Origin of the sequence: Aeromicrobium choanae, from assembly GCF_900167475.1 — a bacterium.
In the GTDB taxonomy this organism is placed as follows: Bacteria; Actinomycetota; Actinomycetes; order Propionibacteriales; family Nocardioidaceae; genus Aeromicrobium; species Aeromicrobium choanae.
In genome coordinates this window covers 312,019-331,631 of sequence record NZ_LT796768.1, presented here as the reverse complement: position 1 = coordinate 331,631, position 19,613 = coordinate 312,019, and the positions used below count along the sequence as shown (strand labels likewise).

Genomic DNA, 19,613 nt, shown 5'->3' with positions numbered 1-19,613 from the left:
CACCCTAAATCGGTGGGCGCGCGGGGCAACTCGACGCCGTGCGGCGCACCTGCGTGGCGCTGTCGGAGGGTCGCACTAGGCTCGTCGCCATGGCGGAAACACCCGGAACAGCACCCGGAACTGCAGTGCCCGACGACGATCCCGGGCCCGAGGCCGCCCGCGCCGAGGCGGCTGAGCTCGTCGAGCAGATCGAGCGCGCGCGGGATGCCTATTACGGCCAGGACACCTCGTTGGTCGACGACGCCACGTACGACGGCTGGATGCACCGCCTCGAGGAGCTCGAGCGGCTCCATCCCGAGCTCCAGGGCCAGGACTCGCCCACCCTCGTCGTCGGTGCCGCCACCGGTGCCACGGCCCTGCCGCCGATCCAGCACGCCGAGCGGATGCTGAGCCTCGACAACGTCTTCTCGCCCGAGGAGCTGCGCGAGTGGTGCGCCAAGACGCAGCGGGCCGCCGGGCGCCCGGTCCGATGGCTCACCGAGGCCAAGATCGACGGGCTCGCGCTCAACCTGCGCTACGAGGACGGCGTGCTGGTCTCGGCCGCCACGCGCGGCGACGGACGCGTGGGCGAGGACGTCACGGTCAACGCCCTCAAGGTCGCCGGGATCCCCGAGCGGCTCGCGGGCGACGGCCATCCGCCGCTCGTCGAGGTCCGTGGGGAGGTCTTCATCGGCATCGAGGAGTTCGAGCGGCTCAACGCCTTCCAGGCCGAGCTGCGCGAGCGGGCCGTGGCCGAGTCCACCGCCCGCGGAGTCGCCGAGGAGCGCGCCACCGCCAGCGCGGCCCGGCGCTTCCCGGCCTTCGCCAACCCGCGCAACGCCGCCAGCGGCGGCCTGCGCCAGCAGCTCGACAAGAAGTCCGGGCTCGAGCTGGAGGCCGGCAACGAGCGGATCGCCGTGCTGAACCTCTACGTCCACGGCATCGGTGCGTGGGAGCGTCCGCCGGTCTCGGCCCAGAGCGAGGTCTACGACCTGCTGCAGGGGTGGGGCCTTCCCACCAGCCCGAACACGCGCGTCCTCGACGACGTCGACGACGTGCTCGAGCGCGTGGCCGAGCTGGGCGGCCAGCGGCACTCGCTCCAGCACGAGATCGACGGCCTGGTGGTCAAGGTCGACGAGCTGGCGCTGCACCCCGAGCTGGGCGAGACCAGCCGCGCGCCGCGCTGGGCGATCGCCTACAAGTACCCGCCCGAGGAGGTCCAGACGACGCTGCTCGACATCGTGGTGTCGGTCGGCCGCACGGGCCGGGCCACGCCCTACGCCCAGATGGAGCCCGTCCGCGTGGCCGGCAGCGTCGTGCGCCAGGCCACCCTGCACAACCAGGACGTCGTCAAGGCCAAGGGCGTCCTGATCGGCGACACGGTCGTGCTGCGCAAGGCCGGCGACGTGATCCCCGAGGTCCTCGGCCCCGTGGTCGAGCGCCGCGACGGAAGCGAGCGCGCGTTCGTCATGCCCGAGGGCTGCCCCGAGTGCGGCACGCCCCTGCGCGCGATGAAGGAGGGCGACAAGGACCTGCGCTGCCCGAACGCGCGCACGTGTCCCGCCCAGGTGCGCGGCCGGGTCGAGCACGTCGGCTCGCGCGGCGCCCTCGACATCGAGGCGCTGGGCGAGGTCACCGCCGCCGCGCTCACGCAGGGCACGGGTGCGCCGCTCGACTCCGAGGCCGGCCTGTTCTCCCTCACGCTCGAGCAGCTCGTGCCGATCGAGGTCACCGTGCGCGACGCCGAGACCGGCGAGGCCAAGCTCGACGAGAAGACCGGGCAGCCCGTCGTCCGCACCCCGTTCCGGGTCAAGACGGGCGACGCGTCCAAGCAGGCCCAGGTCCTGCTCGACGAGCTCGAGAAGGCCAAGACGAAGGACCTGTGGCGCCAGCTCGTCTCCCTCAACATCCGTCACGTGGGCCCGGTGGCCGCGCGGGCCCTGGCTCAGTACTTCGGCTCGATCGACGCCGTCCGCGCCGCGTCGCGCGAGGAGCTGGCGGCGGTCGAGGGCGTCGGCGGGATCATCGCCGACTCGGTCATCGAGTGGTTCGAGGTCGACTGGCACCGCGAGATCGTCGACCAGTGGCAGGCCGCGGGCGTCCGCTTCGCGATCCCCGACCATCCCGGCCCGGGCGCGGCCTCGACGGCCGGGGGAGTGCTGGACGGACTCACGGTGGTGGTCACCGGCGGGCTCGAGGACTTCACCCGCGACTCGGTCAAGGAGGCGATCATCGCCGCCGGCGGCAAGGCCTCCGGCTCGGTCAGCAAGAAGACCGACTTCGTCGTCGTGGGCGAGAACGCCGGCTCGAAGGCCGCCAAGGCCGAGGAGCTGGGGCTGACGATCCTCAACGAGGACCAGTTCAAGAAGCTGCTGGAGGGCGGCCCCGAGGCCCTGACCTGAAGCGCTGGCAGTGACGTTCGCGGGGTCGACACGCCGGTGGAGACCCCGCGAACGTCACCGCCAGCGTCTTCGTTGGCCCGCGTCACTCGGCCAGAGCAGTCGCCGCGGCGGCCGCGATCGCTCGCGCGACGTCGGGCTCCTCGTAGGCGTGCCGGTGGATCGTGTCGTCGGGCGAGCTGCCTGCCGCGCACACGGCATCGCCGGTGATGCAGGCCTCCACGGTCCGCTCGGCCAGCTCGCCGAGGTCAGGCCCCGGCCCCAGGCGGCCGGCGCCCGGCGGTACGCCACCGGGCAACGACACGGGCTCCACCGCGGAGGACGGGTCACGCAGCGGACTGCCCACCAGTACGAGCACGTCGACGTGTCGGGCGAGGCGTGGGTCCGCCGCCAGCTCCTCCCGGGCGATCTGCGATCCCTGACTGAAGCCGATCACCGCGATCCGCGTCTCCGGGCAGTCGGAGACGATCGACCGCACCTCGTCATGGAGCCGCTCACGCCCGTCGCGGACGTCCTCGAGGTACTGGTCCCAGCTCCCGAGGCGGCTCGCGTGCCGGATCGCCGTCGTCCGCACCGTGCCGAGGGACCCGAGGTCATCGGCGAGGGCACCGGAGATCCGCGAGACCTCGGTGCCGAGCCCGTCGTTGGCCTTCAAGGACTGGCCCTGACCTCGGATGCCCACGATCTCGACGGCCGGGCACCCGGACGGCTCGGCCTCGGCAGGGGTTCCCGAAGGTGCCCCGTGACAGCCGGCGAGCGCGACGATGGCCACCGCGAGCACCACCGTCCTGCCGAGCATGGCCGCCATCCTCGTCCATCGCGACCGGCGCGGGGCGCGACTGGCCGCCCGACTAGGATGAAATCCATGTCGTCACCCGAGATCTCCCGCGACGATGTCGCCCATCTGGCGAGCCTCGCGCGGATCGAACTGTCCGGCTCCGAACTCGATCGACTGGGTGCCGAGCTGCCCGCGATCCTCGACTACGTCCAGGTGGTCCAGCAGGCCGCCGGCGACGATGTCCCCGCGATGAGCCACCCCGTGCCGGTGACCAATGTCTTCCGCCCCGACGAGGTCGCGCCGAGCCTGACGCCCGACGCAGCCCTCGCCGGAGCCCCCGCCAGCGAGGAGCAGCGCTTCCTCGTCCCCAAGATCCTCGGAGAAGCATGAGCGACCTGACCCGTTCGACCGCGGCCGATCTCGCCGCGGCGCTCGCCGCCGGAACGGTGACCTCCGTCGAGGTCACGCAGCAGCACCTCGACCGCATCGCCGCGGTCGACGGTGAGATCCACGCCTACCTGCACGTCGACGCCGAGGGCGCTCTCGCCACGGCCGCCGACGTCGACCGTCGCCGCGAGGCGGGGGAGTCCGTGCACGACCTCGCCGGCGTGCCGATCGCCGTCAAGGACGTCCTGACCACCACCGGGCTGCCCACCACGTGCGGCTCGAAGATGCTCGAGGGCTGGGTCCCGCCGTACGACGCCACGGTCGTGTCGCGCCTGAAGGCCGCGGGCCTGCCGATCCTGGGCAAGACCAACATGGACGAGTTCGCGATGGGCTCCTCCACCGAGCACTCCGCGTACGGCCCCACCCGCAATCCGTGGGACACGAACCGGATCCCCGGTGGTTCCGGCGGCGGCTCCGCGGCCGCGGTGGCCGCGTTCGAGGCGCCGCTCGCTGTGGGCACCGACACCGGCGGATCGATCCGCCAGCCCGGCGCCGTCACCGGCACCGTGGGTGTGAAGCCCACCTACGGCGGCGTCTCGCGCTACGGGCTGGTGGCGATGGCCAGCAGCCTCGACCAGGCCGGCCCCGTCACCCGCACCGTTCTCGACGCAGCGCTCCTGCACGAGGTCATGGCCGGTCACGACCCGCGCGACTCCACCAGCCTCGACGTCCCGGTGCCGCCGGTCGTGGAGGCGGCGCGTCGCGCCGACGTCGCCGGCCTGCGCGTCGGAGTCATCCGCGAGCTCGGCGGCGAGGGCTTCCAGCCCGGCGTGCGCCAGCGCTTCGAGGAGTCGATCGAGATGCTGGCGAAGGCCGGCGCCGAGATCGTCGAGGTCTCGTGCCCGAGCTTCGCGCACGGCCTCGCCGCCTACTACCTCGTGATGCCGAGCGAGGTCAGCAGCAACCTCGCCAAGTTCGATGCCATGCGGTACGGCCTGCGGGTCGCGCCCCCGGGCGTCGACAGCCCCAGCGCCGAGCAGGTCATGGCCGCCTCGCGCGACGCGGGCTTCGGTGACGAGGTCAAGCGCCGCATCATCCTGGGCACCTACGCCCTCTCCAGCGGCTACTACGACGCGTACTACGGCTCGGCCCAGAAGGTCCGCACGCTCATCGCGCGCGACTTCGAGGCCGCGTTCGAGCAGGTCGACGTGCTCGCCTCGCCCACCTCGCCGGCCGTCGCGTGGCCGCTGGGGGAGAAGCTCGACGACCCGCTGGCCATGTACGCGCAGGACATCGCCACGATCCCGGCCAACCTCGCCGGCGTGCCCGGCATCTCGCTGCCGATCGGCCTGTCCGAGGGCCTCCCGGTGGGCCTGCAGTTCCTGGCGCCCGCCATGGCCGACGACCGCCTGTACAACGCCGGTGCCGCTCTGGAGCGGTTCGTCGCCGAGCGCGACGGCAGCCCCTTCGCCGCACTCGCCCCCGAGTTGGAGGTCGCCCGATGAGCACCACCGCCACGAAGCTCGTCCCGTTCGACGAGGCGCTCAGCCGCTACCAGCCGGTGATGGGCCTCGAGGTCCACGTCGAGCTCAACACCGCGTCGAAGATGTTCTGCGGCTGCTCCACCGAGTTCGGCGCCGAGCCGAACACCCAGATCTGCCCCGTGTGCCTGGGCCTGCCCGGCGCGCTGCCGGTCGTGAACGCCAAGGCCGTGGAGTCCGCGATCCGGATCGGTCTCGCGCTGAACTGCGAGATCGCCGAGTGGTGCCGCTTCGCGCGGAAGAACTACTTCTACCCGGACATGCCGAAGAACTTCCAGACGTCGCAGTACGACGAGCCCATCGCGTTCGAGGGCTACGTCGACCTGGACGTCGACGGCGAGACGTACCGCATCGAGGTCGAGCGCGCGCACATGGAGGAGGACACGGGCAAGTCGCTGCATGTCGGCGGCAGCACCGGCCGGATCCACGGCGCCGAGTACTCGCTGCTGGACTACAACCGCGCCGGCATCCCGCTGATCGAGGTCGTCACCAAGACGATCGAGGTCCCCGGCGACAAGGCCCCGGCGGTCGCCCGCGCGTACGTCAACTACCTCCGCGACCTGATGGTGGCGCTCGACGTCTCCGACGCCCGGATGGACCAGGGCTCGCTGCGCGCCGACGTCAACCTGTCCCTGAAGCCGCTCGACAGCGACACCCTCGGCATTCGCTCGGAGACCAAGAACGTCAACTCGTTCCGCTCGGTCGAGCGCGCGGTCCGTTACGAGATCGGCCGTCACGCGGGCATCCTCGACGCCGGGGGATCGGTCGTGCAGGAGACGCGTCACTTCCACGAGTCCGACGGCTCCACGTCGGCCGGCCGCGAGAAGTCGGACGCGGACGACTACCGCTACTTCCCCGAGCCTGACCTGGCCCCCGTGGCGCCCGACCGCGCGTGGGTCGACGAGCTCCGCGGCACGCTGCCCGAGCCGCCCGCCGAGCGCCGCAAGCGCCTCCAGGCCGAGTGGGACTTCAGCGACCTCGACATGCGCGACACGGTGGGTGCCGGCGCGCTCGACCTCGTCGCCGAGACCATCGCGGCCGGCGCCACGCCGCAGGCCGCGCGCAAGTGGTGGCTGGGCGAGCTGGCCCGCACCGCCAACGAGCGCGGCACCGACGTCACCGCGCTGGCGATCACGCCCACCCAGGTCGCGCAGATCCAGGGCCTCATCGACGCCAAGCGGATCAACGACAAGCTGGCCCGCCAGGTGTTCGAGGGCGTGCTGGCCGGCGAGGGTGAGCCCGAGCAGGTCGTCGTCGCCCGCGGCCTCGAGGTCGTGTCCGACGACGGTGCGCTCGGCGACGCGGTCGACCGCGCCATCGCCAACGACCCCGACGCGGCGCAGAAGATCCGCGACGGCAAGCAGGCCGCCGCCGGTGCGCTGATCGGCTTCGTCATGAAGGAGATGCGCGGCCAGGCCGACGCCGGCCGCGTCCGCGAGCTGATCCTCGAGAAGCTCTCCTGACCTGAGCTGCTCGGCCACCGTTCCGGTGGTCGAGCAGCTCAGGTGCCGGTGGTCGAGTAGCTCGCGAGCGCAGCGAGAGGCGTATCGAGACCACGCCGTTCTGAGTCTTCCCTCACCACAGGGGCATCGTCGTACCGTCGAGGCAGGACCACTGTTGGAGGCGACCATGACCGTCCAGGAACTGCCACCCGTCCACGACTGCGCCGTCGAAGGCTGCTCGTACAACGCCGATCACGAGTGCCACGCCGGAGCGATCAACATCACCGGTGCCGAGGCCGGCTGCGGCACGTTCATCGACATCAGCGTCTCCGGTGGCCTGCCCACCGCGACCGCGATGGTCGGCGCGTGCCACCGGACCGACTGCACCCACAACGACGCGCTGGAGTGTCACGCGGACTCGATCCGCGTCGGCCCGGGCGCCGACGTGGCGGACTGCCTGACCTACCAGGTGGCCTGAGCGACCGCTTCCCGCTCGGGAGGCGGCGACCCGGTGCGGGTGCAAGGGTCGAGGCATGACCACTCATGACGACCAGACCCAGACCGTCACGGCGATCATGCGCGACACCCGGATCGCCGTGCTGACCTACGTCTCGCAGGAGGGCGCCCTCGTGTCCACCCCGATGGGCACGCAGGACTTCGAGCACCCCGGGACCACGTGGTTCCTCACCGAGCGCAGCAGCGAGAAGGTGCGAGCGCTCGAGGCCGACCCCCGCGTGAACGTGGCCTATGCGAGCGACGCCGGCTGGGTGTCGCTCAGCGGCACCGCCCATGTGGAGCAGAACCGCGGCAAGGTCGAGGACCTGTGGGACGCCTCCGCCGGCGCCTTCATGTCCGGCGGCCCCGAGGACGAGGACAACATCGCCCTGCGCATCGACGCCACCACGGCGGAGTACTGGGAGTCCCCGGGCAAGGTCGCCGCGGCCGTCCAGTTCGTGAAGGGCCTCGTCACCGACTCCCAGCCCGACCTCGGCGACAACGACACGATCAGGCTCTAGGGGTTCTGAACAGACTCTTGGTTCCCTCCGCCCCTTGGCGTACAATTTTCTGTACCTGAGGGAGGTGTCGTCATGAAGACCATGTCGTACAGCGAGTCGCGCCGACGCTACGCCGAAGTGCTCGACTCCGTCGTGGACGATCGCGAGGAGGTCGTCATCACTCGTGCCGGCCACGAGCCGGCGGTGATCGTCTCGCTCGACGACTACGAGTCCCTCAAGGAGACGGCTTACCTGCTGCGTAGCCCGGCGAACGCGCGTCGCCTCTTGAGTTCCATCGAGGAACTTGAGGCCGGACGTGGTGCGAAGCAGGAGCTGCTCGATTGAGCGTCGTCTTCAGCTCGACGGCTTGGGACGACTACCTCTGGTGGCAGCAACAGGACCGCAAGGTCCTGAAGCGGATCAATCTGCTGATCCGCGATGTCGAACGGAACGGCAACGAGGGGATCGGGAAGCCAGAGCCGCTCAAGCACGGGTTCCAGGGCTACTGGTCGCGGCGCATCACCGACGAACACCGACTCGTCTACAAGGTCGACGGCGACGATGTGCGGATCGCCGCCTGTCGATACCACTACACCGACTGACGAGCGCCGTCTGAGAGGGGCGTTCTCGGCGGAGTTCGGTCGATCAGACGGATCGTGGGTTCTCCGTGCGCGTCTCGGCCCGGAGGCGACGCCACCACCGCGTGAGCCCGAACTGGAGCCAGGCGAGGGGCACACCGAAGACGGTGACGATGGCGAACATCCACGCCGCCAACTCGAGCGACTCGCGGCCGGCGTGGATGACGTCTTGGTACACCTTCGTCCGACCGTTCTTGGTCACTCTGATGACCTCGACCCGCTCGCCGACCTTGTTCCAGTTGCACGTGCCCTCCTCGAGGAACTCGGTGGGCAGCCCACGGGGCGGGTTCTCCGACTTCCACGAGACGTCCCATCTCGGGTCCCCACCCAGCCCACGGCTGCCGTTTGAACAGGTGCTCGGTCCGACTTCGCGGCGAGCGATGACAGTGGCCATCTCTCGAGTGCCGTCATCCGACTGTCTGAACTCCCAGTAGCTGGCGAGTCCGATCAGAAGGGCGAACGCGAGGCCGAAGGCGATGGCCGTGCGGGTGGGCCGGTCGTTCCCTGGACGAATGAGGTTCCAGAACTTCAGCACGGCTCACCGGGGCTGCTCGGGTCGATCACCGGCGCACCCGGTAGCGCAGGTGGAGCACGCGGTCACCCTGGATCACCGCGTCCGGGTCCTCCAACAGGTGCTGCGCGTCGACCGAGCCGAAGTAGCGCTTGCCGGACCCGAGCACCACGGGCACGACGTCCATGCGGACCTCGTCAACGAGGCCCGCGGCGAGCACCTGGCCACCGACGTCGCCCGAGGCGACCTCGACCCAGCGGTCACCCGCGAGCTCCTGAGCCTTGGCCACCGCTGCCTCGACCCCGTCGACGAAGTGGAACGGCGCGCTGGAGTCCCAGCCCTCGGGCGGCGGTCGGTGCGTCACGACGACCACGTGCTCGATGCCGCTCGGGGGCGTCCCTTCCCAGCCGTCCGTCAGGTCGAAGACGTGGCGGCCGGCGATCGTCACTCCGATCTCGTCCCAGTAGGGCCGGATGTAGTCGTGGGACGCCTGCGACACCTTGAGGAATCCGCTGTCGTCCAGCGGGACGTCACCGCTGGTCAACCAGTCGAACAGGGGACCGGGCTCATCGTTCTCGTCGGCGATGAAGCCGTCCACCGAGACCGAGCTGTACATCACGACCTGGCCCACGGTGCTCTCCTCTGCTTGGCAAATCCCAAACTAGTGCGATCCGAATGCTCAGTCATCGACGCGGAGTGAGGCGGCACCTGGGTCGCGCCGCTCCTGCTGTCGACGGAACCAAGAAATCACGGCGAAAGCCGCCACCGCCAGGCAGGCCGGCAGCATGGCTTCTCCGGGATCACGGATGAACGAGACGATCCCTGCGGTGATGACGATGAGTGACGTCGTCCCGAGCGCGAGGCCAAGCACGACCGACCCGGCCTGCTTGACCGCGGCGAATTTCGAGGTCACCTCCGAATAGTCCCGCAGGTGGGCCCTAAAATCTCGAGGAACGCGGACGAACTCCTCGAGTCATTCGCGGCGGTAGGACGCGTTCCCAGAGCAGACCGAATCGGGTCAGGCATGATTTCACTCGTGGCAAATGGCACCTCCTTAACGGACGCGTTGAGAACTCTGGTGCCGCTCCGGATCCAGGCGGTCGAGTTCAATAACGGGACCTTGGTGTTGATCGGGGAGCGCTGGTCGCTCGCGGTAGTCGGCGAATGGATGTGGATTCGTGAGGGCGTGCTTGAGACGGACTGGAGTCAAGCCGGAGCCGAGGACACCGTCTGGAACTTGTGCGGAGTTCATCTACTCGGGGCCGAATTCTCCGATCCGGTGTTTGCCGGGGATTGTTCGTTCAGGCTTTCCGATGGAACCCTCGAAATCAGGTCCGACCGGACTGGATGGGAGACGTGGACCTTCCGCCACGAGGTTCTCGGCATCATCTATGTCGGGTGCTGACACGATTGAGATCGGCATACTCCCTGTCTCGCTCGCGGTGAAATGCTCCAATACCGGCTGCCCCAGTCCGCGTCGTCACGCCCGATTGTCCTGCAATCAACAGGCCCGGCCAGACCCGCCGACACCAATCTCGGCGCCCGGCCCTGTACCTACCGGTCAATTCGTTACGTTCCGCGTTCCCGGATGTTCCCTGCGACTAAAGCGGCTCGCCACAACTCCGGCACGTGTCCTCACCGCGGTCGTACATCATCCCGCAGCAATAGGACGTGCCGCGGGAGTCGCCGTCGCTGCCGAGATTTTCAGCGATCTCGGCTTGGAAAACCCGCTCAGCTTCGTCCCGCTCATCCTGGGCATTGGCGCTCTCGAATTCGATAGCGTCGAGCGCGGCACGCCACGCGGCCTCGGACTCGTAGTCATCCGAGCTGTCCTCGATGACACTCAGCTTGTCCAACAGTTGGCGGACCTTCTCATCCGCAGCGTTGGCAGCAACCATCGCTTCGTTGATCTCCTGCTGTCCCATGAGCATCAGTATGTTGATGTACGAGGATCCACTTGCTGGAATCTGCGAACATGGCCGGAACGCGGCGGAATGCAGTCACCGCCTCGCAGAGCCGGCTCAGAATGCACGCGTCTTTCCGGGTGGAGCGAAGGACACCGCACCCAGCTGGCTGCGAAACTGTCCCGTATGAGGATCGCACTCAAGACACTGTGTGTGCTCACGATTCCCGTCATGCTCATCTCATTTGTCGCGTCGGAGCGAACGGGGAGCCCCCTCGCCAGCATTGCGTTCACGGTGACGCTGGTGGTGACGGGATTCGGGCTCCTGAACATCGCCACTGAGTATGCGTGGGCTGACGACGAGGACTGAGCGACACCACCTCCAACCATCGTCTACGTGGTCCGCCTCCCCGTCTCCCAAGTCGAGGAGATGAGCCTGGAAGAGGCCGAGACAGCGTGGGCAGATCACACTTCCGGACCTTCACCGGAAGTCTGACCTCCGGTCGGCGGACCAAGCGCGTCGGCTACCGCCCCCGCGGAGTGCTTCGACATCGATCTTGTGCTCCTCGTTTTCCGGGCGTCGTCCAGGCTGAGCCCTCGCACGTCTCGGAGGCGCAGCCTGGACACGACAGGCCTAGGAAAGCTGACGCGGGAGGTCCGCCGCTTCCTCCACCGGCGTCTCCTCCCACGCGTGGTCCAGCTCCGGCAGCAGCCGATCCAGCCACCCCGGCAGCCACCAGTTCGCGTCGCCGAGGAGCTTCATGGTGGCGGGGACGAGCACCAGGCGCACGACGGTCGCGTCGAGGAAGATCGCCGTGGCCAGTCCCACTCCCATCATCTTCACGACCGGGTCACTGCCGAGCACGAAGCCCGAGAAGACCGCCACCATGATCAGCGCGGCTGCGGTGATGGTGCGCCCGGTCCCGGCGATCCCCGCGATCACCGCGCGGGTGTTGTCGCCGTGGCGGCGGTACTCCTCGCGAACCCGGGACAGCAGGAACACCTCGTAGTCCATGGAGAGGCCGAACAGGATCGCGAACATGAACAGCGGGATGAACGACACGATCGGCACCGTCGACTCCACCCCGATCAGGCCGGCCGCCCAGCCCCACTGGAAGACCATGACGAGCACGCCGTAGGCCGCGCCGACGCTCAACAGATTCAGCAGGACCGCCTTGAGCGGCACCAGCACCGACCGGAACAACACCGTGAGCAGGAGGAACGACAGCACCAGCACGGCCACCACGAAGCGCGGCATCCGCTCCTGCACGCGTTCACCGAGGTCGGCGAAGGTGGCGGTCTGGCCGCCGACATGGGCGGTCGCCGCGCTGCCGTCGAGCACGGTCGGGAAGACCTCGCTGCGGAGCCTCGCGACGGTCTCCTGGGTGGCTTCGTCCTGGGGCGACGTGGTCGGCTGCGCCACCAGGGTCGCCACGCCCGCGGTGGTGTCGATGGTCGGCTCGCCGACCGAGGCGATGCCGGGGTCGGCCGCCATCGCGGTGGCCAGCGGCGCCACGACGGACCCATCCTCGGAGATGTCGACGGCGATCACCAGCGGCCCGTTGGCGCCGGGGCCGAACCCGTCGGCGATCAGGTCGTAGGCGCGGCGTTCGGTCCTCGACTCGGGCTTGGTCCCGTCGTCGGGGAAGCCCAGGTTGAGCGCGAGGACGGGTGTGGCCAAGGCGATCATGAGTACGGCTCCTCCGACGAGGTACGCCGTGGCGTTGCGGGTCACGTGAGCGCCCCACCGGTACCAGCCGGTGCTCGGCCGGTGGGGCCTGCGCCGGCGTCCGTTGATCCGGTGTCCCGCCAGCCCGAGAAGAGCCGGCAGCAGGGTGACCGAGGCGAGCACCATCACCAGCACCATCGCGGAGATGGCGATGCCACCGCCGGTCACGAAGGGGATCCCCGCGACGAGCAGCCCGAGGATCGCCACGACGACCGTGCCGCCCGCGAAGATCACCGCCTGCCCTGCTGTGGCCAAGGCTCGGCCGACCGCCTCGGCGACCGGCATCCCCAGGGCCAGGTTCTCGCGGTGCCGGGTGACCATGAAGAGCGCGTAGTCGATGCCGACGCCGAGCCCGACCATGGCCGCGAGCTGTGGCGCCCAGGCCGGGATGTCGATCAGGTATGTCACCAGCTTCATCGAGGTGGCGCCGATGACCAGGCCGAACAGCGCCATCCCGATCGGCAGCCCCATCGCGACGAAGGAGCCGAAGGCGATCAGCAGGACGATCATCGCGACGGCGATCCCCGCGACCTCGCCGAGCCCGGTGGGTGCCTCCTCGAACGCGAAGAACAGGTCGCCTCCGGCCTCCAGCGTCAACGACGACTCGGCACGCAGGTCGGCGACGGCGTCCTTGAGGTTCTCCAGGTCGGAGGCGTCGAGGTGCTCGATCGCGGGGTACTGCACGCGCACGAGTGCGACGGTGCCGTCCGGCGAGACGTCGCTGCTCGCCCCGACCACGTGCGGGAGTGCCTCGAGAGTGGCCTCCACCGGCGGCAGCTGCGCCGCAGCGTCCTGGGCCTCGAGGACGACGTGGGCGGTGACTCCGCCCTCGTCGGACTGGGCCTTGGCGAGCAGCTCCGAGGCCTGGTGGGAGTCGAGGCCGGGCGCCTCGAAGCTCTCCTCGAGATCGCGCCCGAAGGCGACCGAGGAGGTGACGACGACGACTGCGAGAACGACCCAGGCGCCGATGGCGATCCAGGGTCGGGTGGCAGCGGACCGGCCGAGCCGGTAGAGGAGATTCGACATGCCTCCACGCTGGCCCGGCGGCGAGCGACGCACATCGGGCCCAGGAACGGGGGAGTCCTCGGCCGAAAGGACCGGAAGCGGCTCGTGCTTGTGTCCGGTACGACGAGGGCCGCCGATCCCTAGGCTGGGGAGGTGCTCCCCGCCAACATCGGCTCGATCCTTGCCGAGCCCCGTGCGCCGGACCCGCCGGCGCGGGTGTGGTGGGACTGGGTCCTGGTCGGTGCCCTGCTGGTGACGGCTGCGGGTGAGGCGATCTTCCGATCCGACGTACCGGTGCGCCCCTTGTCCACCGTGGTCGCGTTCCTGGTGATCCCGGTCCTGCTCTGGCGGCGCACTCATCCACTCCTGGCGACCGCGGTCGGCTTCGGCGGCGCGATGGTGCTGCACCTCCCGCTGATCCTCGACGACATCCCCGACGCGGGGCTCTACTCCATGATCGCCGTCCTGCTTTTCCCCTACTCCCTGTACCGCTGGGCTTCCGGGCGCGAGGCCCTGATCGGCACGGCGATCGTCGCCGTACCGGTCGTCTTCGGTCTCGCGGCCAGCCAGACCCTCGGGGACCTGATCGGTGGCACCACCGTGGTCGTCGCCTCGTTCGCTCTCGGGGCCGCGATGCGCTACCGCGCGGTGGCGCACCAGCGCGAGGTGCAGCAGGTTCGGACCCTCGAGCGCGGTGAGCTCGCCCGCGAGCTGCACGACACCGTCGCGCACCACGTGTCGGCCATCGCGATCCAGGCCCAGGCGGGACGGGCGGTGGCTGCCACCGACCCGACTCTGGCGGTCGAGGCGCTGGCCGTGATCGAGGCGGAGGCGTCGCGCACCCTCTACGAGATGCGCACGATGGTCCGCGTGCTCCGCGACGGCGAGGCGGCCGACTTCGCTCCGCAGCGGGGCATCGGCGATCTGGACGAGCTGACCCGGATGAGCCCGGTGGTGGAGGTGCACTCCGACGGCGATCTCGCTGGCCTGCCGCTCCCCGTGGAGGTGGCGGTCTACCGAATCTGTCAGGAGTCGGTCACCAACGCGATCAGGCACTCGCTCAACGCCACGGCGGTCACGGTGGAGGTCACCGGCGACGTCGGCGTCGTACGGTTGCGTGTGCACGACGACGGAGAGGCAACCCGACCGGCGACCACGGTGGGCTACGGCCTGCTCGGCATGGCCGAACGAGCCAAGCTGCTCGGCGGCGCCTGCGAGGCCGGGCCGGACCAGGCCGGCGGCTGGACCGTCGAGGCGACCCTCCCGCGCGAGGTGCCCCAGTGATCAGCTCTGCGACCATCCGTGTGGTGGTCGCCGACGACCAGCTCCTGGTCCGCACCGGGCTCACCATGATCCTCAACGCGCAGCCCGGGATCGAGGTCATCGGTGAGGCGACCGACGGTCACGAGGCGGTGGCGGTGGCACGCGAGCTGCGTCCCGACGTCTGCCTCTTCGACATCCGGATGCCGGGCATCGACGGCGTCGAGGCCACCCGCCAGCTCGCTGGGCCGGGCGTCGAGAACCCCATGGCCATCGTGATCATCACGACCTTCGATCTCGACGAGTACATCCACGGCGCCCTCAAGGCCGGCGCCCGAGGCTTCCTCCTCAAGGACGCCGGGCCCGAGCTGCTCGTCCAGGCGATCCACGCCGCCGCGAACGGCGATGCGCTCATCTCGCCCGACATCACCCGCCGCCTGCTCAGCACGCTGGCGGGACTGGAGCGAACCTCCCGGCCTGCCCAGCCGATCGAGCCGCTCACCGAACGCGAGGAGGAGGTGCTGCTCACCGTCGCCCGCGGCCGCACCAACGCCGAGATCGCCGACGAGCTGCACATCAGCCTGAGCACGGTGAAGACCCACGTCGGCGCGCTGATGAACAAGCTCGGCGCCCGCAACCGCGTCGAGGTCGCGATGTGGGCCTACGAGACCAAGCGCGTCAAGGGGTAGAGCCGACCGCTGAGCACGCAGCGAAAGTCAGTGCGTGCCCGCGTGATGCTCACGGTACGGCTTGTACAGGCGGCGCAGGAAGGCCTCCAGCTCTGCCCTGAGTTCGCCCTCCAGCGAGGTGAAGGAGAAGGTCGCCTTGCCGGTGCGCAAGGATCTGAACGTCTCTGAGGAGCCCTCGAGCGTCTCCGGCCACGTGTCCACAGCGACGGCGTAGAGGCTCACCTTGCGCGCGCTGCGCTTCACCGCGGCGAAGTAGTCGTGACCGCCAGAACCGGGCCAGCGCAGTGAGGGCATCCCGTAGATCGTCGCGTCCTCGAGCTCAGCCCTGTAGGGGGCGAGCAACGTCCAGATCCCGTCTTCGACAGCGTCCAGGTCCACCATCGACGCAGTCTATGACCGGATCGCTCGCGGGCGCTCTCCTACTGCTCGATCGTCATGCGCTGGACGAGAGGTCCGACGAACTCATGGACGTGAGTCACCTCGGATCGCTCCAGCACGCTTCCGGCCGGGTCGCGAACGACGAGGCGGACGTGGGCCTCGACCGTTCCATCGGGGCGATCCAGGATGTGTCGCACGATGGTCATCGGGCGAATCTCGCTCCACTGCCGTTCCCAGTACTCACGCACCTCGTCGCGCCCGAACAGCCTTCCGCCCTCCCAGCCGTTGGGCCAGTCGACGTCCGGCGCCATCGCGGCGAGAGCAACGTCGAGATCACGTTCGTTGAACGACTGGTACAGGGCTCGCACGCTGTCGGCGCGTCCGGTGGCCATAGGGTTGATGATGGACCGCCGCTCACCGTCGCGGGCGAGGTTGGTTCGTCCGTCGGGTGGCGGGCGCGCTGCGGGGATCGTCGGGCCAGGAGTGCTTGGGGTAGCGCCCGCGCAGGTCGGCACGCACGCCCGGGTAGCCGTTGTCCCAGAAGGAATCCAGGTCTGCCGTGACGGCGGCCGGACGCCGGGCAGGGGAGAGCAGGTGCAGCAGGAGCGGGACCCTGCCGTCCGCGAGACGCGGCACTTCGTCCCAGCCGAAGACCTCCTGCAACCGGACGGCGAGCACCGGCTGCTCCTGCGAGTAGTCGATCCGCACGATCGACCCGCTGGGCACCTCCACCCGCTCCGGGGCCAGCTCGTCGAGCCGGCCTGCCTGGGGCCACGGGAGCAGCGCCCGCAGTGCACCGCCGACGTCGATGCGGCGCAGGTCCTGCGCCGAGCGGACCCGCGCCAGCTGCGGCCCCAACCACGACTGGAGGTTCCGCGTCAGTGCGTCGTCGCTCACGTTGGGCCAGGGCTCACCGAGGGATCGGTGCAGGAAGTCGAGGCGAGCGCGCAGTGCCGTGGCGGCCTCCGACCAGGTGAGCAGCCCGATCCCTTCGCTCTCCAGCGCATCGCGGATGGCATTGGTCACCGCCTCCACCGGTGGGTCGCTGAGCGGGACGGAGCTGAGCTCGATCGCGCCCAGCAGCGTGCGCCGGCGAGCCAGGACGCGACCTCCGGTCCAGCCGACCTCGTCCACCTCGGTCCACAGCGAGCCCGCTGCCTCCAGCGCCAGGTCCTCGGTGAGCGGGGCCGCCGACCGGATGCGCGCCTCGCGCTGCCCGGACCGCCGATCCGCATCGGCGACCGCGAGCCACTCCAGGCCGGACAGGGGCCCCGGGTCTCGCTGGTCGAACGCCGCGCCCGTCCCGGACGTCATCAGATAGCTCGACCCACCGGAGCGCTTGCGCGCGATCCGGTCCGGGTGTGCGAGCGCCACCACCAAGCCCACCGCCACGTCATCGGTCAGCGCCTGGGCGTGCCGATCGGCACCCTGATCCTTGGCACCGTGCTCCTTCGCGACGTCCTCCAACCGGGTGACCTGGCTGCGCCACGAGCCTGACCGCTGGCCTCCGCGAAGCGCACGGAGCGCAGCAACGAGGTCTCCGCCGGGAGCACGAACGTCCTCGCTGAGCATCGCGACGACCTCGGCGGCCCGTTTGGTCCCGACGAGGCCGGCCCCGTCGATGAGGGCCCGCGCCAGCCTGGGATCGACCGGCACGCCGGCGATGACCCGACCCCGAGGGGTGGCGGTCCCGTCCTCGGCGATCGCTCCAAGGTCGACCAGCACCTGCCGGGCTGCCGACAGGGCGTGCGGCGGCGGCTGGTCGAGCAGCGCCAGCTCGCGGACGTCGTGACTTCCCCAGCACGCCACCTCGAGGGTGAAGGCGGTCAGGTCGGCGGTGGCGATCTCGGGCTCGGGGTGAGGGGCCAGGTGTGCGTGCTCCGCCTTCGACCAGCACCGCAGCACGGCGCCCGGTCCGAGTCGACCGGCGCGTCCCGCTCGCTGGTCGGCCGCGGCCCGGCTCACGGCGACGGTGACCAGCGAGGCGAGTCCGCGACGGTGGTCGGTGCGCGGCTCGCGTGAGAATCCGGCGTCCACCACGACGCGCACGCCGGGCACCGTCAGCGACGACTCGGCGACCGCGGTGGAGACGATCACGCGGCGACGCGGGCCCTCGGTGAGCGCGCGGTCCTGCTCGGCGCCGGGCAGACGTCCGTGGAGGGCGTGCACGTAGGCGTCCACGCCGGCCAGGCGACGGATCGTCGCGTCGACCTCCGCGACACCCGGCACGAAGACCAGGACGTCACCCTCGTGCTCCGCGAGGGCACGCCGGACGGTGGCGGCGACGTGGTCGTGGAAGGCCGGGGTGATGCCCCGGTCATCGGTGCGGCGCGACCCCGGTGGAAGCGGGCACCAGACCGTCTCCACCGGGTGCAGGGCACCCGGGACGGTGATCACCGGCGCGGGCTCGTGGCTTTCACCGAGCAGCGACGCCGTGCGCTCGGCCTCGATGGTGGCGGACATCGCCACGAGGGTCAGGTCGTCGCGCAGGTTCGCCCGGATGTCGACGAGCAGCGCCAGGGTCAGGTCGGCATCGAGATGGCGTTCGTGCACCTCGTCGAGGACGACGGCGCCGACGCCCGCCAGTTCGGGATCGTGTTGGATCCGTCGCAGCAGCAGGCCGGTGGTCACCACCTCGACCCGCGTGCGTCGACTGGTGCGGCGGTCGCCGCGCACGGAGTACCCGACCGTCTCACCGACCGGTTCTCCGAGCAGGCTCGCCAGTCGACGGGCAGCGGCGCGGGCTGCGATGCGACTCGGCTGCGTGACGACGACCCGTCCGGCGACGACGCCGGCGACCGCGGGCGGGACCAAGGTCGTCTTGCCGGTGCCAGGAGGCGCGTGCACCACCGCGACGCCCCGGGTGCGGAGTGCCTCGTCGAGAGCGGCCAGGCCCGCGGTGACCGGGAGGTCAGGCGGTGCGGCGAGCAGGCTGCGCAGCGGGTCGGACACTCCTGCAGTCTGCCCGACGTGCCGCGTCCCACCCCGTCTCGGACGCATCTTCGCGGACGCAGCGGGTACAGAGACCACGTGACTGACACCAACCACGGCTTTCTCACGACGATCGGCGCGCATGCGCCGGAAGCAGCCGACGGACAGACGACGCTGACCATGGACGTCGATGACCGGCATCTCAACGCCGCCGGCACCGTTCACGGCGGACTGCTCGCCACCTTGGTCGACACGACGATGGGCGCAGCCATCCTCAGCCTCGTGGAGAACGAGACGCCTGCCACCAGTCAGCTCACGGTCACCTACCTCCGACCCGGCAAGCCGGGACGGATCACGGTCACCTCCACGGTGCGCAAACGTGGCGACAGGCTCACCATCTGCGAGTCCGAGGTGGAGCAGGACGGGAAGTCGCTCGTGCACGCGCTGGCCACCTTCGCGCTCAAAGAGTCCTGACACGCCTACCTGACCCAAGCTCAGATCGTCCGGTTACCTCGATAGAGGTTGCGCTCGTGAACCGCCCAGGCGGTTCCGTCGGCCGAGACGACGTAGTGCGTTGTCGCGGAGAGGAATCGGCGTGCCTGGCGCCGAGTGACTGGCAGGCCAGTCAGGTTCCTGACCGCGGCGAGAACGTCGTCCCGCCGAGGTCGGGTTTCGCGGCTCACTCGCCAGATCTTGAGGGACGCGACAACCGTTCCGGCCGCCGCGACCGCTAGAGCGACGAGCGTGACGATCCGCCCCCGCGAGGACCAGCCGTTGTCGGCGACGACCGAAGTCGCGAGGAGCACCAGAGTTCCGATGCCGCAACAGAGAATGCTTGCGCACCACCATGCCCACAGATCGGGCGAAGCGATGGGTGGCATGGCCGGGACGGTCGTTCGGGACGGGGCCAGGATGTAGGACCTGTCGTCGCTTCGAATGTGGAGCGTTCCGTCATTGCCGACCTCGGAGAACGTTCCCCGCTCGAAGTCGAAGTCGATCCCTCCGGCGAAACCTGCTTGCCAGCTCGGACCGAACAACATGACGCAAG

At 69.9% G+C, this 19,613-nt stretch carries 23 protein-coding genes; 13 read left to right on the top strand and 10 right to left on the bottom strand.

Annotated features, from left to right (window positions below; all coding sequences use genetic code 11):
• Positions 1 to 89: 89 nt before the first annotated feature.
• Positions 90 to 2,381, top strand: coding sequence for an NAD-dependent DNA ligase LigA (ligA, locus tag B5D60_RS01575; protein ID WP_078698521.1), 2,292 nt, complete (start codon positions 90 to 92; stop codon positions 2,379 to 2,381).
• Positions 2,382 to 2,463: 82 nt separating this feature from the next.
• Here the strand turns inward: ligA and B5D60_RS01570 are convergent, their stop codons facing one another.
• A complete protein-coding gene (locus tag B5D60_RS01570) occupies positions 2,464 to 3,177 on the bottom strand; it encodes a cutinase family protein (protein WP_172806224.1) in 714 nt (237 codons plus the stop codon).
• Between the two features lie 66 nt (positions 3,178 to 3,243).
• On the opposite strand from B5D60_RS01570, the gene gatC reads away from it, so the two are divergent.
• The 7 genes from gatC (at position 3,244) to B5D60_RS01535 (ending at position 8,123) form a co-directional block, all read left to right on the top strand.
• Entirely contained in the window at positions 3,244 to 3,546 is a 303-nt protein-coding gene (gene gatC, locus B5D60_RS01565; RefSeq protein ID WP_078698519.1) for an Asp-tRNA(Asn)/Glu-tRNA(Gln) amidotransferase subunit GatC, read from the top strand.
• A complete protein-coding gene (gene gatA, locus B5D60_RS01560) occupies positions 3,543 to 5,048 on the top strand; it encodes an Asp-tRNA(Asn)/Glu-tRNA(Gln) amidotransferase subunit GatA (protein WP_078698518.1) in 1,506 nt (501 codons plus the stop codon). The genes gatC and gatA overlap by 4 nt, the downstream gene beginning before the upstream one ends.
• Positions 5,045 to 6,547, top strand: a complete 1,503-nt coding sequence (gatB, locus tag B5D60_RS01555; RefSeq protein ID WP_078698517.1) for an Asp-tRNA(Asn)/Glu-tRNA(Gln) amidotransferase subunit GatB — start codon at positions 5,045 to 5,047, stop codon at positions 6,545 to 6,547. Before gatA ends, gatB begins: the two co-directional genes overlap by 4 nt.
• A gap of 166 nt (positions 6,548 to 6,713) precedes the next feature.
• Positions 6,714 to 7,004: a DUF1540 domain-containing protein gene (locus B5D60_RS01550; RefSeq protein ID WP_078698516.1), complete on the top strand. Its 291-nt coding sequence runs from the start codon at positions 6,714 to 6,716 to the stop codon at positions 7,002 to 7,004.
• 55 nt (positions 7,005 to 7,059) lie between these two features.
• Entirely contained in the window at positions 7,060 to 7,542 is a 483-nt protein-coding gene (locus tag B5D60_RS01545; protein WP_078698515.1) for a pyridoxamine 5'-phosphate oxidase family protein, read from the top strand.
• A gap of 72 nt (positions 7,543 to 7,614) precedes the next feature.
• Positions 7,615 to 7,866: a type II toxin-antitoxin system Phd/YefM family antitoxin gene (locus B5D60_RS01540; RefSeq protein WP_078698514.1), complete on the top strand. Its 252-nt coding sequence runs from the start codon at positions 7,615 to 7,617 to the stop codon at positions 7,864 to 7,866.
• Positions 7,863 to 8,123 (top strand): Txe/YoeB family addiction module toxin, encoded by a 261-nt coding sequence (locus B5D60_RS01535; protein ID WP_078698513.1) that lies wholly within the window; start codon positions 7,863 to 7,865, stop codon positions 8,121 to 8,123. Before B5D60_RS01540 ends, B5D60_RS01535 begins: the two co-directional genes overlap by 4 nt.
• Before the next feature lie 43 nt (positions 8,124 to 8,166).
• Here B5D60_RS01535 and B5D60_RS01530 read toward each other — a convergent pair whose 3' ends face one another.
• The 3 genes from B5D60_RS01530 to B5D60_RS01520 all read right to left on the bottom strand — a co-directional run bounded on the left by B5D60_RS01530 (position 8,167) and on the right by B5D60_RS01520 (position 9,583).
• A complete protein-coding gene (locus B5D60_RS01530) occupies positions 8,167 to 8,553 on the bottom strand; it encodes a hypothetical protein (RefSeq protein ID WP_153302830.1) in 387 nt (128 codons plus the stop codon).
• A 166-nt stretch (positions 8,554 to 8,719) separates the two neighbouring features.
• Positions 8,720 to 9,301, bottom strand: a complete 582-nt coding sequence (locus B5D60_RS01525) for a dihydrofolate reductase family protein (RefSeq protein ID WP_078698511.1) — start codon at positions 9,299 to 9,301, stop codon at positions 8,720 to 8,722.
• A gap of 48 nt (positions 9,302 to 9,349) precedes the next feature.
• The gene (locus tag B5D60_RS01520; protein ID WP_078698510.1) at positions 9,350 to 9,583 is read right to left on the bottom strand and encodes a hypothetical protein; all 234 of its coding nucleotides are present in this window, start codon (positions 9,581 to 9,583) and stop codon (positions 9,350 to 9,352) included.
• A gap of 111 nt (positions 9,584 to 9,694) precedes the next feature.
• On the opposite strand from B5D60_RS01520, the gene B5D60_RS01515 reads away from it, so the two are divergent.
• Positions 9,695 to 10,075, top strand: a complete 381-nt coding sequence (locus tag B5D60_RS01515) for a hypothetical protein (RefSeq protein WP_153302829.1) — start codon at positions 9,695 to 9,697, stop codon at positions 10,073 to 10,075.
• A gap of 196 nt (positions 10,076 to 10,271) precedes the next feature.
• On the opposite strand, the gene B5D60_RS01510 is transcribed toward B5D60_RS01515, so the two are convergent.
• On the bottom strand, positions 10,272 to 10,595 hold the full coding sequence (locus B5D60_RS01510; protein WP_153302828.1) for a hypothetical protein: 324 nt from the start codon (positions 10,593 to 10,595) through the stop codon (positions 10,272 to 10,274).
• A 165-nt stretch (positions 10,596 to 10,760) separates the two neighbouring features.
• On the opposite strand from B5D60_RS01510, the gene B5D60_RS01505 reads away from it, so the two are divergent.
• On the top strand, positions 10,761 to 10,943 hold the full coding sequence (locus tag B5D60_RS01505) for a hypothetical protein (protein ID WP_078698507.1): 183 nt from the start codon (positions 10,761 to 10,763) through the stop codon (positions 10,941 to 10,943).
• A 264-nt stretch (positions 10,944 to 11,207) separates the two neighbouring features.
• Here the strand turns inward: B5D60_RS01505 and B5D60_RS01500 are convergent, their stop codons facing one another.
• Positions 11,208 to 13,328: an MMPL family transporter gene (locus tag B5D60_RS01500; protein WP_078698506.1), complete on the bottom strand. Its 2,121-nt coding sequence runs from the start codon at positions 13,326 to 13,328 to the stop codon at positions 11,208 to 11,210.
• A 132-nt stretch (positions 13,329 to 13,460) separates the two neighbouring features.
• Here B5D60_RS01500 and B5D60_RS01495 point away from each other — a divergent pair, with 132 nt between their 5' ends.
• Together B5D60_RS01495 and B5D60_RS01490 are read left to right on the top strand one after the other, a co-directional pair.
• Entirely contained in the window at positions 13,461 to 14,591 is a 1,131-nt protein-coding gene (locus B5D60_RS01495; RefSeq protein ID WP_078698505.1) for a sensor histidine kinase, read from the top strand.
• Complete coding sequence (locus B5D60_RS01490; protein ID WP_197684436.1) at positions 14,591 to 15,256, top strand: response regulator; 666 nt, start codon at positions 14,591 to 14,593, stop codon at positions 15,254 to 15,256. Before B5D60_RS01495 ends, B5D60_RS01490 begins: the two co-directional genes overlap by 1 nt.
• A 27-nt stretch (positions 15,257 to 15,283) precedes the next feature.
• Here B5D60_RS01490 and B5D60_RS01485 read toward each other — a convergent pair whose 3' ends face one another.
• From B5D60_RS01485 to hrpB, 3 genes are read right to left on the bottom strand one after another with little or no spacing between them, the layout of a single operon-like run.
• Positions 15,284 to 15,637 (bottom strand): hypothetical protein, encoded by a 354-nt coding sequence (locus B5D60_RS01485; protein ID WP_078698503.1) that lies wholly within the window; start codon positions 15,635 to 15,637, stop codon positions 15,284 to 15,286.
• Positions 15,638 to 15,675: 38 nt separating this feature from the next.
• The gene (locus tag B5D60_RS01480) at positions 15,676 to 16,026 is read right to left on the bottom strand and encodes a nuclear transport factor 2 family protein (RefSeq protein WP_078698502.1); all 351 of its coding nucleotides are present in this window, start codon (positions 16,024 to 16,026) and stop codon (positions 15,676 to 15,678) included.
• Between the two features lie 22 nt (positions 16,027 to 16,048).
• On the bottom strand, positions 16,049 to 18,634 hold the full coding sequence (hrpB, locus tag B5D60_RS01475) for an ATP-dependent helicase HrpB (protein ID WP_078698501.1): 2,586 nt from the start codon (positions 18,632 to 18,634) through the stop codon (positions 16,049 to 16,051).
• 30 nt (positions 18,635 to 18,664) lie between these two features.
• On the opposite strand from hrpB, the gene B5D60_RS01470 reads away from it, so the two are divergent.
• Complete coding sequence (locus tag B5D60_RS01470) at positions 18,665 to 19,039, top strand: PaaI family thioesterase (RefSeq protein ID WP_078698500.1); 375 nt, start codon at positions 18,665 to 18,667, stop codon at positions 19,037 to 19,039.
• Between the two features lie 20 nt (positions 19,040 to 19,059).
• Here B5D60_RS01470 and B5D60_RS01465 read toward each other — a convergent pair whose 3' ends face one another.
• Entirely contained in the window at positions 19,060 to 19,605 is a 546-nt protein-coding gene (locus tag B5D60_RS01465) for a hypothetical protein (protein ID WP_078698499.1), read from the bottom strand.
• Between the last annotated feature and the right edge of the window lie 8 nt (positions 19,606 to 19,613).

Excerpts from the sequence above, each read along its gene's own strand:
- B5D60_RS01530 (WP_153302830.1), bottom strand. The coding sequence starts at position 8,553 with ATGGCCACTGTCATCGCTCGCCGCGAAGTCGGACCGAGCACCTGTTCA.
- ligA (WP_078698521.1), top strand. The coding sequence starts at position 90 with ATGGCGGAAACACCCGGAACAGCACCCGGAACTGCAGTGCCCGACGAC.
- gatA (WP_078698518.1), top strand. The coding sequence starts at position 3,543 with ATGAGCGACCTGACCCGTTCGACCGCGGCCGATCTCGCCGCGGCGCTC.
- B5D60_RS01465 (WP_078698499.1), bottom strand. The coding sequence starts at position 19,605 with ATGTTGTTCGGTCCGAGCTGGCAAGCAGGTTTCGCCGGAGGGATCGAC.
- gatC (WP_078698519.1), top strand. The coding sequence starts at position 3,244 with ATGTCGTCACCCGAGATCTCCCGCGACGATGTCGCCCATCTGGCGAGC.
- hrpB (WP_078698501.1), bottom strand. The coding sequence starts at position 18,634 with ATGCGTCCGAGACGGGGTGGGACGCGGCACGTCGGGCAGACTGCAGGA.
- B5D60_RS01515 (WP_153302829.1), top strand. The coding sequence starts at position 9,695 with ATGATTTCACTCGTGGCAAATGGCACCTCCTTAACGGACGCGTTGAGA.
- gatB (WP_078698517.1), top strand. The coding sequence starts at position 5,045 with ATGAGCACCACCGCCACGAAGCTCGTCCCGTTCGACGAGGCGCTCAGC.
- B5D60_RS01500 (WP_078698506.1), bottom strand. The coding sequence starts at position 13,328 with ATGTCGAATCTCCTCTACCGGCTCGGCCGGTCCGCTGCCACCCGACCC.
- B5D60_RS01510 (WP_153302828.1), bottom strand. The coding sequence starts at position 10,595 with ATGGGACAGCAGGAGATCAACGAAGCGATGGTTGCTGCCAACGCTGCG.
- B5D60_RS01485 (WP_078698503.1), bottom strand. The coding sequence starts at position 15,637 with ATGGTGGACCTGGACGCTGTCGAAGACGGGATCTGGACGTTGCTCGCC.
- B5D60_RS01545 (WP_078698515.1), top strand. The coding sequence starts at position 7,060 with ATGACCACTCATGACGACCAGACCCAGACCGTCACGGCGATCATGCGC.
- B5D60_RS01505 (WP_078698507.1), top strand. The coding sequence starts at position 10,761 with ATGAGGATCGCACTCAAGACACTGTGTGTGCTCACGATTCCCGTCATG.
- B5D60_RS01570 (WP_172806224.1), bottom strand. The coding sequence starts at position 3,177 with ATGCTCGGCAGGACGGTGGTGCTCGCGGTGGCCATCGTCGCGCTCGCC.
- B5D60_RS01480 (WP_078698502.1), bottom strand. The coding sequence starts at position 16,026 with ATGGCCACCGGACGCGCCGACAGCGTGCGAGCCCTGTACCAGTCGTTC.
- B5D60_RS01540 (WP_078698514.1), top strand. The coding sequence starts at position 7,615 with ATGAAGACCATGTCGTACAGCGAGTCGCGCCGACGCTACGCCGAAGTG.
- B5D60_RS01550 (WP_078698516.1), top strand. The coding sequence starts at position 6,714 with ATGACCGTCCAGGAACTGCCACCCGTCCACGACTGCGCCGTCGAAGGC.